The 12,738-nt window shown below is 74.6% G+C and carries 11 protein-coding genes, 2 tRNA genes and 1 pseudogene; 8 read left to right on the forward strand and 6 right to left on the reverse strand.

The features are described from left to right. Window positions 1–76 precede the first annotated feature (76 nt). The 3 genes from D476_RS0100855 to D476_RS0100865 all read left to right on the forward strand — a co-directional run bounded on the left by D476_RS0100855 (window position 77) and on the right by D476_RS0100865 (window position 1,233). Window positions 77–150 (forward strand) — tRNA-Pro (locus D476_RS0100855). Window positions 151–361: 211 nt separating this feature from the next. Next, entirely contained in the window at window positions 362–742 is a 381-nt protein-coding gene (locus D476_RS0100860) for a ribonuclease domain-containing protein (RefSeq protein ID WP_239648562.1), read from the forward strand. A 104-nt stretch (window positions 743–846) separates the two neighbouring features. Then, window positions 847–1,233: a barstar family protein gene (locus D476_RS0100865; protein ID WP_017622098.1), complete on the forward strand. Its 387-nt coding sequence runs from the start codon at window positions 847–849 to the stop codon at window positions 1,231–1,233. A 177-nt stretch (window positions 1,234–1,410) separates the two neighbouring features. Here the strand turns inward: D476_RS0100865 and D476_RS0100870 are convergent, their stop codons facing one another. Continuing rightward, a complete protein-coding gene (locus D476_RS0100870; RefSeq protein ID WP_017622099.1) occupies window positions 1,411–2,184 on the reverse strand; it encodes a helical backbone metal receptor in 774 nt (257 codons plus the stop codon). A 233-nt stretch (window positions 2,185–2,417) separates the two neighbouring features. Here D476_RS0100870 and D476_RS0100875 point away from each other — a divergent pair, with 233 nt between their 5' ends. Then, entirely contained in the window at window positions 2,418–3,425 is a 1,008-nt protein-coding gene (locus D476_RS0100875) for a CobW family GTP-binding protein (RefSeq protein ID WP_017622100.1), read from the forward strand. A 213-nt stretch (window positions 3,426–3,638) separates the two neighbouring features. Here the strand turns inward: D476_RS0100875 and D476_RS0100880 are convergent. The 3 genes from D476_RS0100880 to D476_RS0100890 form a co-directional block, all read right to left on the reverse strand. Then, window positions 3,639–3,712, reverse strand: a tRNA-Pro gene (locus tag D476_RS0100880). A 161-nt stretch (window positions 3,713–3,873) separates the two neighbouring features. Continuing rightward, window positions 3,874–4,893: a glutathione S-transferase family protein gene (locus D476_RS0100885; protein ID WP_017622101.1), complete on the reverse strand. Its 1,020-nt coding sequence runs from the start codon at window positions 4,891–4,893 to the stop codon at window positions 3,874–3,876. Between the two features lie 92 nt (window positions 4,894–4,985). Further along, the gene (locus tag D476_RS0100890; protein ID WP_017622102.1) at window positions 4,986–5,705 is read right to left on the reverse strand and encodes a GntR family transcriptional regulator; all 720 of its coding nucleotides are present in this window, start codon (window positions 5,703–5,705) and stop codon (window positions 4,986–4,988) included. A gap of 342 nt (window positions 5,706–6,047) precedes the next feature. Here D476_RS0100890 and ilvA point away from each other — a divergent pair, with 342 nt between their 5' ends. Then, on the forward strand, window positions 6,048–7,337 hold the full coding sequence (ilvA, locus tag D476_RS0100895; RefSeq protein ID WP_017622103.1) for a threonine ammonia-lyase IlvA: 1,290 nt from the start codon (window positions 6,048–6,050) through the stop codon (window positions 7,335–7,337). A gap of 429 nt (window positions 7,338–7,766) precedes the next feature. On the opposite strand, the gene D476_RS0100900 is transcribed toward ilvA, so the two are convergent. Next, on the reverse strand, window positions 7,767–8,624 hold the full coding sequence (locus tag D476_RS0100900; protein WP_017622104.1) for an SDR family oxidoreductase: 858 nt from the start codon (window positions 8,622–8,624) through the stop codon (window positions 7,767–7,769). A 303-nt stretch (window positions 8,625–8,927) separates the two neighbouring features. Here D476_RS0100900 and D476_RS35390 point away from each other — a divergent pair, with 303 nt between their 5' ends. The 3 genes and pseudogenes from D476_RS35390 (at window position 8,928) to D476_RS0100915 (ending at window position 11,729) form a co-directional block, all read left to right on the forward strand. Continuing rightward, entirely contained in the window at window positions 8,928–9,413 is a 486-nt protein-coding gene (locus D476_RS35390) for a DUF4231 domain-containing protein (protein ID WP_017622105.1), read from the forward strand. 181 nt (window positions 9,414–9,594) lie between these two features. Continuing rightward, window positions 9,595–10,245, forward strand: a pseudogene (locus D476_RS40015) (serine/threonine-protein kinase); the annotation flags it as partial. Window positions 10,246–10,799: 554 nt separating this feature from the next. Then, complete coding sequence (locus tag D476_RS0100915) at window positions 10,800–11,729, forward strand: hypothetical protein (RefSeq protein WP_017622107.1); 930 nt, start codon at window positions 10,800–10,802, stop codon at window positions 11,727–11,729. Between the two features lie 300 nt (window positions 11,730–12,029). On the opposite strand, the gene D476_RS0100920 is transcribed toward D476_RS0100915, so the two are convergent. After that, a partial coding sequence (locus tag D476_RS0100920; RefSeq protein ID WP_017622108.1) for a substrate-binding domain-containing protein occupies window positions 12,030–12,738 on the reverse strand: 709 nt, incomplete at its 5' end.

Raw genomic sequence — 12,738 nt, forward strand, 5'->3', positions numbered from 1 at the left:
GTCCCGACCACGGGCGCGAGTGCGATAGAGTTTCATCCGTCGCCGGGGCACGGAGTCCGGGCCCAGCGGCAGGACACGGGACGTAGCGCAGTTTGGCAGCGCACTTGACTGGGGGTCAAGGGGTCGTGGGTTCAAATCCCGCCGTCCCGACAGGTCGCGAAGGGGTTCGGAGTAATCCGGGCCCCTTTTCGCGTGTCCGGGTCCTCCTCCGCACGGCCCCCGCTGCTCGCACATCCGCGACGGGGCGGGGCGGCCGGGCGTGGAGCCGGGCCGTCGCCCCGGTGACGGCCCGACTACACGACGGGGAACTCCGTTCGACGGCCGTTGACGCGCCGCGGGTCCGCACCGCCCAATGGTGGGCATGCGAATCTCCCCGCTGTTTTCGCGTATCGGTACCGCAGCCGTCCTCATGGCGGCGCTCTTCGTCGGCGGTGCGACCGCCCCGGCCGTGGCCGCCGTCGGTCACGTCTGCTACACGGCCCTGCCCCCGGAGGCACACGACACCCTCGACCTGATCGAGGCCGGCGGCCCCTTCCCCTACCCGCAGGACGGAACGACCTTCTACAACCGGGAAGACCTCCTCCCGGACCAGGAGACGGGCTACTACCGCGAGTACACCGTCGAGACGCCGGGCCTGTCCCACCGCGGCGCACGCCGCATCGTCACCGGCGACTCCTACCAGGAGGACTACTACACCGCCGACCACTACGCCTCGTTCCGCCTGGTCGACTACGGCTGCTGACCCGCCGGTGCACGGCCGTCCGGGCGGCGCCCGCCGGGCCGTGCCGGGGGCGGAACACCCCTGAGGAACCCCACTGACGAGGAAAGGCCGGGTACCCTCCGCACATGACGGCGACCTACGTGATCGAGGGCCGCGAGGTGACCGGCCTCGACCGCTTCTGGCAGGTGGTCGGCGAAGCCGTGAACGGCCCGGGCGGCTACTTCGGCACGAACCTGGACGCGTTCGCCGACTGTCTGAGCGGAGGGTACGGCACCCCCGAGGACGGGGACTTCATCATCGAATGGCGGGACCACGAGGCGTCCCGCCGCGCCCTGGGGTACGACGAGACCGTCCGCCGCCTCGACGAGCGCATTCAAAGGGCCCACCCCTCCAACCGGCCCGCCGTGCAGGCCGAACGCGACCGCGCTGCGGCGGGCGAAGGGCCGACCGTGTTCGATTGGCTGGTGGACGTCATCGAGGCCCAGGCCCCCGGGCGGCTCCGACTGGAATAGGGCGCGTGCTGCTTGGATCAGGCCCGACTGCGCGGCGCCCAGGAACGCCCCTCGCCGCGTTCTCATCAGTCGACAGCACACCCAGGCCGGCTCCTCCTGCTTTTCGGGAGCACAGCGGCCCTGCGATGGACATGACACCGCCAGTGCCTTCTACGGCCATGATCCACGCAACACCCCCTAGCCGCGCCCCGGGCACCATTGGGCCGGGTGGTCCCCGAACCCCAGCTCGGCCCGCAGGCGGGGCAGCGCGTCGGTCAGGGACGGGCCGTACCAGGTGAGCAGTCGGCCGGTCACCAGCCGGGCCCGGTCCCCGAACTCCTCCGGGCCGTCGTCCGCGGAGAACGCATAGGGCTCGTCCGGCAGCACGACCAGGTCGGCTCCGGAGCCGCGGATCTCGTCGAGCCCCACGCGCGGGTAACGGTCGCCGTGGTCCTGGAAAACGTTGGCCGCACCGGCGTACCGCAGCACCTCCGAGGCGAAGTTGCTCCGCCCGACGACCATCCAGGGGTCGCGCCAGACGCACACAACCGCGTTCGCGAGGGGCGTGGGCGGCGGCGCCGCGAAGGCCGCGCGGGCGCTCTGCCACCAGTCGGGCACCGGGACGCCCAGGGCCTCCTCGAAGAGGCGGCGCAGGGAGCGCAGCGCCTGCTCGACGCTCTCGATGACGGTGACCCACACGGGGATGCCCGCCTCTCGCAGGCGCCGCACGTCCAGTTCGCGGTTCTCCTCCTTGTTGGCGATGACGAGGTCGGGCGCCAGCTCCCGGATGCGGCGCACGTCCGGGTTCTTCGTCCCGCGCACCCGTTCGGCCTCAAGGCCGGGCGGGTGTGTGCACCACTGCGTGGCCCCGACCAGCGTGCCGGGCGCCGTGACCGCGACGGCCTCGGTCAGGGAGGGCACCAGGGAGACCACCCGGCGCACGGGACGGCGCAGGGGCACGGGCGTCCCCATGTCGTCGTGCGGTTCGCCAGCGCTCAAGAGCCCCCCTACGGGACGACGGTGGTCCGGCGCCGCCGGTCGGCGCCCGGGGCGATCCTCCCAAGAGCGTCCCGCCGACGGTCGTGTAGGCCCTCCGAGGCCCAGATCACGCTCCATCCGATCCGATCGTGCGGCCTGCCCGCCCCGAGTCATAAGACAATCGTGGCACCGACCCACCCAACGGACGATGCGAGAGGCATGACGGCATGCGGCAGCTCCCCGTCATCGCGCTGACCGGACACCTCGGCGCGGGTAAGACGACCCTCCTCAACCGGCTTCTGCACGCCCCCGGCGCGCGGCTCGGCGTGGTCGTCAACGACTTCGGCTCCATCAACGTCGACGCGGGGCTGGTGACCGGCCAGGTCGACGAGGCCGAGGCGATCAGCGGCGGCTGCGTGTGCTGCCTGCCCGACGCGGGCGGCCTGGACGAGGCGTTGGAGAAGCTCGCCCAGCCCCGTCTGCGCCTGGACGCGGTGATCGTCGAGGCCAGCGGTGTGGCCGACCCGTCGTCGCTGGCGCGGCTGATCCGCTTCAGCGAGGTCAAGGGGGTGCGCTCGGGCGGGGTCGTCGACGTCGTCGACGCCGGAGCGCACTTCGCGACCGTCGACACCGGGGTGCTGCCGCCCGAGCGGTACGCGGCGGCCACCCTGGTCGTGATCAACAAGATCGACCGGATCGCCGGGCCGGACCGGGACGCGGTGCGGGCGCGCATCGCCGAGAGGGTCAAGGAGCGCAACCCGCAGGCGCACGTCGTGGCCACCGAGCACGGGCGCATCGATCCGGCCCTGGTGTTCGACGCGGCGGCGGAGGAGGCGGCCCAGCCCGAGCTCCCGTTCGCCGAGGCGGCCGGGGAGGACCACGCGCCGCACGTGCACGCCGACGCGGTGACCGTCGCGGCGGACGCCCCGGCCGACCCGGGACGCCTCGTCGACCTGCTGGAGGACCCGCCGGAGGGCGCCTACCGCCTGAAGGGCACGGTCACGGTGGCGGCGGGCGCCGGGACGCGCCGGTTCGCGGTGAACATGGTCGGAAGGCAGCTCCACGTGGCCTCCCACGCGCAGCGGGGCGGCGAGGACGGCCTGGTGGCCATCGGCATGCACCTGGACACCGCCGAGGTGAGGCGCAGGCTGAAGGAGGCCCTGCACCCCGCCGGGGAAGGAGAGGACGGCACCGGCCTACGCCGCCTCACCCGCCTGCGCAGGTTGAGCGAGTGAGCAGCGATGACCTCCGCACCAAGGTTCTCCCTCCCGGAACAGGGAGGGCGGGCAGCCACTCGGCACCCAAGCGCACCGACGGCCGTCAAATAGCCGAGAACCCGGTGAAACCCACCCCGGCGTGCCCTGCGGCCCCACCCGTGGCCGACTCAGGAGAATCCTCTCACCGGGAACGCCAAAGGGGCGCTCACATGCGTGAGCGCCCCTCGCCTGTCGGGACGGCGGGATTTGAACCCACGACCCCTTGACCCCCAGTCAAGTGCGCTGCCAAACTGCGCTACGTCCCGGTGCCCCCGCAGGTTCGCGACTGTTCGGCCGCTGCCCCCGGGGCGTTGGGAAGCGTATCGCATCTCCGGCCGGTCGGCACATCGGATGCGGGCCATCAGCGCCTCCCGACGCGGTCGCTCCCTGTCGGTCGCTCCCGGCGGTCCGGCTCGGGCCGGGCGTCTCAGCCGATGGGCGGCACCCGCTCGTCCTCCGGGACCGGGCCCGGTGCCGTCCCCTCGCCGAAGGGGCTGCCTCCCAGCTCCTCCCTGTGGTGCGGGGCCAGCCAGCCGCGCGGGTCCGGGCCCGCCGCGATCACACCGGTCGGGTTGATGCCCGTCATCACCCGGTAGTAGTGCGCCCTGATGTGGTCCAGGTTCGCGGTGTCGCCGAACCCCGGGGTCTGGAACAGGTCGCGCGCGTACCCCCACAGCGCCGGGTACTCGCTGATCTTGCGCACGTTGCACTTGAACAGGCCGTGGTAGACCGCGTCGAAGCGGAGCAGCGTCGACCACAGGCGCACGTCGGCCAGGGTGATGTGGTCGCCGACGAGGTAGCGCCGCGTGCTCAGCCGCTCCTCCAGCCGGTCCAGGCGTGCGAACAGGCGGGCGACCGCCGCGTCGTAGCGCTCCTGGTCGGGGGCGAACCCGGTGCGGTACACCCCGTTGTTGACGTCCCGGTAGACCCCCTCCCCGACCTCCTCGATCTCCTCCCGCAGCCGCTCCGGGTACAGGTCCGGCGCCCCGGGGCGGGCCAGCGCGCCCCACTCGGCGGCCATGTCGATGGAGAGCCGGTCGTAGTCGTTGGACACCACATGCCCGGACTCGGTGTCCACGAGGGCGGGAACGCTGACCCCGCCCTCGTAGCCGGGGTCGGCCGCCAGGTAGGCCTCGCGCAGCGCGTGGATCCCCAGCACCGGGTCGCGGCCGCCGGGGCTGCCGGTCTCCTCGGTGAACACCCAGTGCGGGTCGCCCTCGATGATCTCCTGGACGGGGTCGGCGACCGCGAGCGTGACCGCGCCCTCCAGGCCCATCAGTCTGCGGACCATGACGACGCGGTGCGCCCACGGGCACGCCCTGCTCACCACCAGGCGGTACCGGCCGGGCTCGGCGGCCCGCCCGAACCGCCCGTCCGCGGTGACCCGGTCGGCGAAGGCCGCCGGTTCGCGCTTGATCTCCTCGGTCGGGACCCTGTTCGCCCGCATGGCGCCTCCTCGACGGCCGACACGCACTCTCCCCCCGATCCTAAGGACGGCACAGGGGCTGCGGCCGGACCAGGGCGGCCGCGCGGCGAGGGTCAGGGCTGGGAACGGCGCTCCGGAGCCGGAGCCCCGTCCACCGCCGTCGGCGCGCCCCCGCCCTCTGCCCGCGTGACCACCTCGAAGGCGACACGGCGGTGCGCGGCGAACAGCTCCAGCGCGCGCCCGGCGTCCCGCGCGCGCAGCGCGGCCGCCAGCTCCCGGTGCTCCCCGGGGATGTGCGCCAGGTATCCGTCGGTGTCCCGGCCGATCCGCGTCAGCAGGAACAGGTGCACCTGGGATCGGATCGCCCGCCATGCCTCCTGGAGCCGGCGGTGGCCCGAGGCCGCGTACACCGCGTCGTGGAAGGCGATGTCGCACTTCACCATGGTGTGGCCGTCCTCGGCCCGCGCCATCCGCTCGGCGGCCGCCTCCACCGCGTCCAGGTCGTCCTCGGCGGCCTCGGCGACGACGGTGCGCACGGCCAGGCCGTCGAGGGCGTCGCGCAGGGTGTCCAGCTCGGCGACGTCGCCGGGCTCCAGCTCGGTGACGGTCACACCGCGGTGCCAGGCGCTGTGCACGAGCCCTTCGCGTTCGAGGAGCAGCAGCGCTTCGCGGACCGGTCCGCGGCTGACGTCGAGCGCCGTGGACAGCTCCACCTCGCGCAGCTGCGCCCCAGGGGCATAGGCGCCGTTGAAGATCGCCTCCCGAATGCGGTCGGCGACCTCACCGGCCAGTCCCCGCCGTCTGGCGGGGGCCACCTTGCCCTGTTCAGCCATGAACGACTGCCCCTCTCCCTTGTCGCAATGTTAACGACCCGACATGCGCGTTCCGGAGGCCGTGCGCGGCGCCGCGCGGTGCCCGGTGCGCGCGCCGGGCCCGCGGGGCCGCCCGTTCCGGACCCCGCCGGTTCCCATTGAACGCTCGCGGGGGCGTCCCATCGAAGCGGTTTTCGGGGCTGAGCGCAAAACGCCGCACACTCCCCGTATCGGTATCGGACCGTTCCGCGCACCGGCCGCCGCCCCGGTCGCGGGGCGCCGTCTCCGGCCGGGTCCGCCCGCGCACCGGCGCGCGCCGCTGTACGGTCGTTGCGACCCCGCCCCGTGGAAAGAAGGATCGCGTTGACCGAGAACGGCACCCACGAGCGCACGGCCCCTGCCACGGTGACCGCGGCCGACGTGGCCGCGGCCGCCTCAAGGATCTCCGGTGTCATCCCGCCCACGCCTCTGCAGCGCAGCGAGCGCCTGTCGGTCCAGTACGGCCTCGACGTCCGCCTCAAGCGTGAGGACCTCACCCCGATGCGCTCCTACAAGGGCCGCGGCGCGCTCAACTTCGCGCGCTTGCTCGACGCGGAGCAGCGGAGGCGGGGCGTGGTCTGCGCGAGTGCGGGCAACCACGCCCAGGGTGTGGCGTTCGCGTGCGCCTCACTGGGCATCCGGGCCCGGGTCTACCTGCCGCGCACGACCCCGCGCCAGAAGCGCGACCGCGTCGCGGCCCTGGGCGGCTCCTTCGTCGAGCCCATCGTGACCGGGGAGACCTACGACGACGCGGCCGCCGCGGCCCGCGCCGACGCCGAGGGGCTCGGTATGACGCCGCTCCCCGCCTTCGACGACCCGCGCACGGTCGCCGGGCAGGGGACCGTGGTCCGCGAGGCCGTCGAGCAGTTGGGAGGCGCCCCCGACGCCGTGGTGGTGCCGGTGGGCGGCGGCGGCCTGCTGGCGGGCACCCTGGCGTGGCTGCGCGAGACCCACCCCGGGGTGCCGGTGGTCGGTGCCGAGCCGCTGGGCGCGGCGAGCATGGCCGCCGCCCTGGAGGCCGGGCACCCGGTGGGGCTGGAGCACATCGACCCGTTCGTGGACGGGGCGGCGGTGCGCGAGGTAGGGCGGCTGACCCACGCGATCGCGGCGGCCGGGGCGCCGCACATGGCCGCCGTCCCGGAGGGCCGGATCTGCGTGGAGATGCTCGACCTCTACCAGACCGACGGGATCATCAGCGAGCCCGCCGGTGCGCTGGCCCCGGCGGCCCTGGGCCCTGCGTCCGCGGCGGCGGCCCTGCCGCGGGGGGCGACGGTGGTGTGCGTGCTCTCGGGCGGCAACAACGACGTGAGCCGGTACGCCGAGATCGTGGAGCGGGCCCTGATCCACCAGGGCCGCAAGCACTACTTCCTGGTCGAGTTCCCGCAGGAGCCGGGGGCGCTGCGCCGGTTCCTCGACGACGTTCTGGGGCCCGACGACGACATCACGCGGTTCGAGTACGTCAAGCGCAACAACCGCGAGACCGGCCCGGCGCTGGTGGGTGTCGAGCTGGGGGCGCCGGAGAACCTGGACCCGCTGGTGAAGCGGATGGAGAGCGCCCCGCTGCGGATCGAGCGGGTGTCGCCGGACAGTCCGCTGTTCGGCTTCCTGGTCTGAGCTTCCGCGCTTGCGCGCGCACGGCCCGCGAGCTCCAGGCCCGGTCCCCGACCGCTCGGAGGAGGAGCGTCGATACGGCGTCCGCGGTCGACGTGTCCGTTGGAGGGGTACCGCGTTCGGCGGCCGTGACCGCCGTCGGCGGGCGGCCGAGGGGCCGCCCNGGGCGCCGAACACGGGGGGACGGGCCCCGCCCCAGGCCGCCACGGCCTCGCCGAGCCGGTCGGACGGAAACGGCACCGCTCCGGCGGGCGTGACCGGCCTCGGATGGGGCGGACCGCCCCGGGAGTGGGCTCTCCGGACGCCGCCCGACCGCCCTCGATGCCGCGAGGGCCGGACGGTGCGCCCGGGACGGAGGGCACACCGGCGCCTGACGGTCGGGGTCCACCCCCTTACGGACGATCCGGGTCGCCGCCCGAGGCGGGATCGGCCTCACACCGAGGCGCGCAGCGTCTCCCCGATCGGAGTGGTCGGGCGCCCGATCAGCCGCCGCAGGGTGTCGGTGACCGCCCCCAGCTCACCGTCGCGCGTGTTGGCGTCCAGGGCCGCCACGAACCCGGCCGTGTCCGCGTCCAGCCCCGCCCCCTTCAGCGCGGCGACGTGGTCCTCCGTGCCCAGGTCCTGGTAGACGACCTCCTTGCCCAGCACCTCGGACAGGGTCCGGGCCAAGTCGGCCCTGCTCCACGCCACGTCGCCGGAGAGCTCGTACACGGCGCCCGCGTGCGCCTCGGGCTCCAGCAGCACCGCGGCGGCCGCCTCCGCGAAGTCCCGCCGGGCGGCGCTCGACGTGAGCCCCTCCCCCGCGCTGCCGACGATCCGGCCCGTCGCGCGGGCCTCCTCCAGTTGCGGGAGGAAGTTCTCGTTGTACCAGCCGTTGCGCAGGATCGTGGACGTCAGACCGGACGCGGCGATGATCTCCTCGGTGGCCGCGTGCTCGGGGGCCAACACCAGCGTCGTGTCGGTCGCCTTGGGCGCGCTGGTGTAGACGAGGTGCCCCACCCCGGCATCGGCCGCGGCTTCGACGGCGTTGCGGTGCTGGGCCACCCTCTTGCCGATCTCGCTGCCCGAGACCAGCAGCAGCACGTCGGCGCCTGCGAAGGCGGCCTTGAGAGAGGCGGGGTCGCCGTAGTCGGCGCGCGCCGTGCGGACGCCGCGCTCGGCCAGGCCCGACAGCCGCTCGGGGTCGCGGCCCACGGCGGTGACCGACCCGGCCGGAAGGCCGCGGTCAAGGAGCGTTTCGACGGCGGTGCGGCCCAGGTGGCCGGTGGCACCGGTGACGACGACGGACATGGGCGGTCCTCTCGGTCGCGGCCGGGCCGATCCCGGCCGTCAGCCCCTCCAACCGCCGCCGACCTCAGCACATTCCGAGTCTATGGTACCCACTTTCAGGTAAGTACTGATGACTAGGTAAGTGCCTGGGCCGCGGAACCGCCCGCCGCCCTCCTGAATCCCGCGTGCACGGGCTATCTTGGGCGCAACCGCTCCTTGCCGACCGGCCGACCGAGGAGGCGCGTTGCCCCACCCCCCGCTCCGCACGCCCCGCCCCCGCACGGGTGCCGGTCCGGCCCCCGGCCGCCCCGCGGCCCGCCCCTCGTGAACCGGCCCGCCGACGGCGTGCCCGGCGACGTCCCGACCGCCGTCCTGCGCCTGCGGGACGAGTACCGGCGCCGCGCCGACCGCGCCCTGCTCCTGTTCCGCCTCTCGGGGACGGCGCTCATCCTGCTCGGCGCGGCGATGCCGCTCTTCGCCATCGCCGACTACCCCTACAAGGCCGCGGCGGTCTCGGTGGCCGGCGTGGCGATGTCCCTGTCGGCGAGCCTGCACGCCTTCTTCCGCTGGGACCGCCAGTGGCGGCTCCTGCGCGGCGCCCAGCTGGACCTGGAGGACGCGCACCTGGAGTGGTCGCTCGCGGCCGTCGACCCGGGGACGGCCGGCCCCGAGCGGGACGCCCGCATCGCGGAGGCCGACCGGTCGCTCTTCGAGCGGTACCGGGCCATCAGGGGCGCCGAGACCGAGAAGTTCTTCTCCCTCGTGGAGTTCCCCGGGCGCCCGGAGGAGAAGGTCGGCCCTCCGGAGTGATCCCGGACGGGCCCGGATCCCGCCGTGTCCGGCGAACCGGCATCATTGGGGCGCGACACCCCCATAGCCGGACAGGAGAGCCGTGAACATCCCCCTTCCCCCCGAACTCGCCGCGCTGGAGCCGGGAGACCCCCGCGCGATCGGCCCGTTCCGCCCGGTCGGCAGGCTCGGCTCCGGCGGCATGGGCGCGGTGTACGGGGCGCTCGACGCGTCGGGCAGGTGCGTGGCGGTCAAGGTCGTCCACCCGCGCCACGCGGGGGCCCCGGAGTACCGTGCCGCGTTCGCACGCGAGGCCGACCTGATGCGCGCCCTGGACGCCGAGTGCGCCCCCGCCTTCCTGGGGGCCGACCCCTCGGCCGAGCCGCCCTGGCTGGCGATCGAGTTCGTCCCCGGCCGCACGCTGCGCGCCCGGGTGCGGGAGTCGGGGCCGCTGGAGGCCCCGGCGCTCGCCGCCTTCGCGGCCGGGACCGCCGAGGCCCTGGAGGCGCTGCACCGGCTGGGCGTCGTCCACTGCGACATCAAGCCGGGGAACGTGGTGCTCTCCCCCGTGGGCCCGCGGGTGCTGGACTTCGGCATCGCCCGCGCGGCGGGGCGCCCCGGACCCGACAGGATCGAAGGCACGCCCGGCTACCTGGCGCCCGAGCGCCTCGGGGGAGCGCCCCCGTCCCCGGCCGTCGACGTATTCGCCTGGGGAGCGATGGTCGCCTATGCCGCGACGGGGCGGCCGCCGTTCGGTGGCGGCGGGGGGGACACGGGGGCCGCCCNCACGGTGCTCGCCCGCACGCGCGCGGGCGAGTACGACCTGGACGGGGTTCCCGATGAACTCCTCGGCATCGTCACGGCCGCCCTGGCATCCGACCCCGCCCGTCGTCCGAGCGCGCGCGACTGCTTCGCCGCCGCGCTCGACGCGGCCGCGCCCACGGGGGTCGCAGGTGCCGCGCCCGAAGGCGCCGAGCAGGTCCGGGCCGCGCCCGGCGCGTCGCCCCGCATGCGCCTGCGTTCGGCCCTCGCGTCCGTCTGGCGCGGGTTCGACGCCGCCGGGCACAGCCCCGAGGCCTGGATGGCCGCGGGGACGGCCGTGGCGGGGGCCGCCCCCCCCNCACCTCCGGGATCGGTGCGGGCGCCGGGGCCGCGGGCGCGGCAGGAGGCGGAGCCGCCACCGGGGCGGGAACGGCCGCCGGGGGCGGAGCCGTCGGCGCGGGCGCAGGAGGCGGCCTCGGCGGGGCCGCGGCCACCGGAGGCGGCTCGGCGCTGCTCGGCGCCAAGGGCATCGCGATCGCCTCCGCCGCCGTCGTCGCGGCGGGCGCCGCCGGGGTCGGCGGCTACGCCGGGTACGAGTCCTACGCCGCCACCCAGCGCGCGGACCTGGCCGGGCAGGCGGCCGCGGTGCTGGAGGACGGCGACGGGTTCACCGCGGACCTGGTGCGCGAACCGGCCGACGAGGGCACCGGCGGCGAGCCCTTCACCGCCGAACTGCTCTACGCCACCGCCCCGCAGAACGTGCTGCTCTACCGGATCCCGCCCGAACAGGGCGGCGAGACCGTGGCCAACATCGGGGACCGCGTGCTCGCCTATGCCCCGCGCGATTCCGTCATCGACGACCCGGTGGGATGGTACGCGGAGGCGGACCGGTTCACCGCCGACGCCTACAGCCGGGACGCGGTGCTCGGCGCCATGGAGGCGCTGACGTCCGCGGAGGACCTGGACGGCACCGAGACCGAGGTGGACGGCGCCCAAGTGACCCGCCTGACCGGGACGTTCACGATCGACGGCCCCGACGGCGAGCCGATGGACGCGCGCGGGGAGCTGGACCTGGACGCAGACGGGCTGCCGCTGCGCCTGGCCTACACCTCGGCCGACTGGGCGACGACCGTGGACTTCACCTCCGTCGACGAGGCGCCCCCGGTCGAGGAGCCCGAAGGCGCCATGTTCGCGCCGGAGACGCAGATCTTCGAAGTGCCCTACGACGCGCTCATGTACACGCCCGCGTGCGGCCAGGTGTCCATGAACGGCGGGAGGGAGTGGAACGTGCACGCCGTGTCGTGGGACATGGGGTGCGAGGACGCGGTGGACCTCGCCGAAAGGTTCGCCTCGGGTGAAGGCGAGGTCATGACCGGGTGGGCCGGGACCGGGCAGCAGCGCCTGTACCTGGGCGACAACTCGTGCGAGCGGCTGGCACTGCGCCGCCCCGACGGCGGGGCGGGCAACGAGCCGCTGCCGATGTCGTGCGAGGCGACCCAGCAGAATCCCGACGCCGCGTCCCCCATGGAGGAGTACGAGATCGGCGAGACGGTCGTCCGGTTCACCGAGGTCTAGACCGTTGACGGGGAATGTGTGCCCCGGTCAGCGGTCGTCGGCCACCGACAACCGTTGGCCGGGGCACCGATCAGCCGGTCGCCCCGCCCCACGGCGTCGAGCGCGCAGCCCCTCCGGCACACCCCGGCCCGCACACACCGAACAATGGCGCCCCTCGCCGTGCCCGCAGCCCGATCAGAACCGTCCCGAACACCACACCTGAGCCGGGCCCTCGGTATCGGCACGCGGGGACTCCGGAACCGCGTACAGGCGCTCGAACAGGCCCGGGCCCACGGCGATGGTCGGCCCGCCGCCCGCCCTTCAGCCGCGGTTGACCGCCGTCGAGCCGCGCACCACCAGTTCCGGGGTGTAGCGCACCCGCTCATGCGTGTGGTCGGGGTCGTTCAGCTCCCCGAGCAGCAGGCGCATCGCCGCACAGCCCAGCTCGTACTTGGGCTGGGCCACCGTCGTGAGCCCCGGGTGCACCAGGGACGCGGTCGCCACGTCGTCGTACCCGACCACCGACAGGTCGCCCGGCGCGCTCAGGCCGCGCTCGCCCAGCCCCTTCAGGACGCCGAGGGCGAGCTGGTCGTTGGCGCAGAAGACGGCCGTCGGGCGCCGCCCCGGGCCGCCGGCCAGGACCTCCTCCACCGCCTTCTCCCCGGACTCGGCGTTGAGCTGGGCCGTGTGCACGACCCGCACCGCCTCCTGCGGATCGATGCCCACCTCGCCCAGGCCCTCACGCAGCCCCTGCAGGCGGGTGCGGCACTGCTCCAGCTCCTCGGGGCCGCTCAGGAAGGTGATGCGCTCGTGGCCCAGGCCGATCAGGTGACGGGCCGCCGCGGCCCCTCCGGCGAGGTTGTCCACCGACACGCTGCACGCCACCTCGGGGCCGACGTCGCCGCGGTCCAGGAGCACCCCGCTCACGCCCTGCTTGCGCAGCCACAGCAGGTCGGCGGTGTCGCCGTCGACGGGCATGACCACCGCTCCGGCGGCCCGCTGCTCGGCCAGCAGGCGGGGCGCGCGCCCC

This window comes from Nocardiopsis chromatogenes YIM 90109, assembly GCF_000341185.1.
Classification (GTDB): Bacteria; Actinomycetota; Actinomycetes; order Streptosporangiales; family Streptosporangiaceae; genus Nocardiopsis_A; species Nocardiopsis_A chromatogenes.

What these genes read in the sequence shown, in the direction of transcription:
- D476_RS0100870 (WP_017622099.1), bottom strand. Translation starts at nt 2,184, where the DNA reads ATGGGGACGCCCGTGCCCCTGCGCCGTCCCGTGCGCCGGGTGGTCTCC.
- D476_RS0100900 (WP_017622104.1), bottom strand. Translation starts at nt 8,624, where the DNA reads ATGTCCGTCGTCGTCACCGGTGCCACCGGCCACCTGGGCCGCACCGCC.
- D476_RS0100890 (WP_017622102.1), bottom strand. Translation starts at nt 5,705, where the DNA reads ATGGCTGAACAGGGCAAGGTGGCCCCCGCCAGACGGCGGGGACTGGCC.
- D476_RS0100875 (WP_017622100.1), top strand. Translation starts at nt 2,418, where the DNA reads ATGCGGCAGCTCCCCGTCATCGCGCTGACCGGACACCTCGGCGCGGGT.
- D476_RS0100865 (WP_017622098.1), top strand. Translation starts at nt 847, where the DNA reads ATGACGGCGACCTACGTGATCGAGGGCCGCGAGGTGACCGGCCTCGAC.
- D476_RS0100885 (WP_017622101.1), bottom strand. Translation starts at nt 4,893, where the DNA reads ATGCGGGCGAACAGGGTCCCGACCGAGGAGATCAAGCGCGAACCGGCG.
- D476_RS0100860 (WP_239648562.1), top strand. Translation starts at nt 362, where the DNA reads ATGCGAATCTCCCCGCTGTTTTCGCGTATCGGTACCGCAGCCGTCCTC.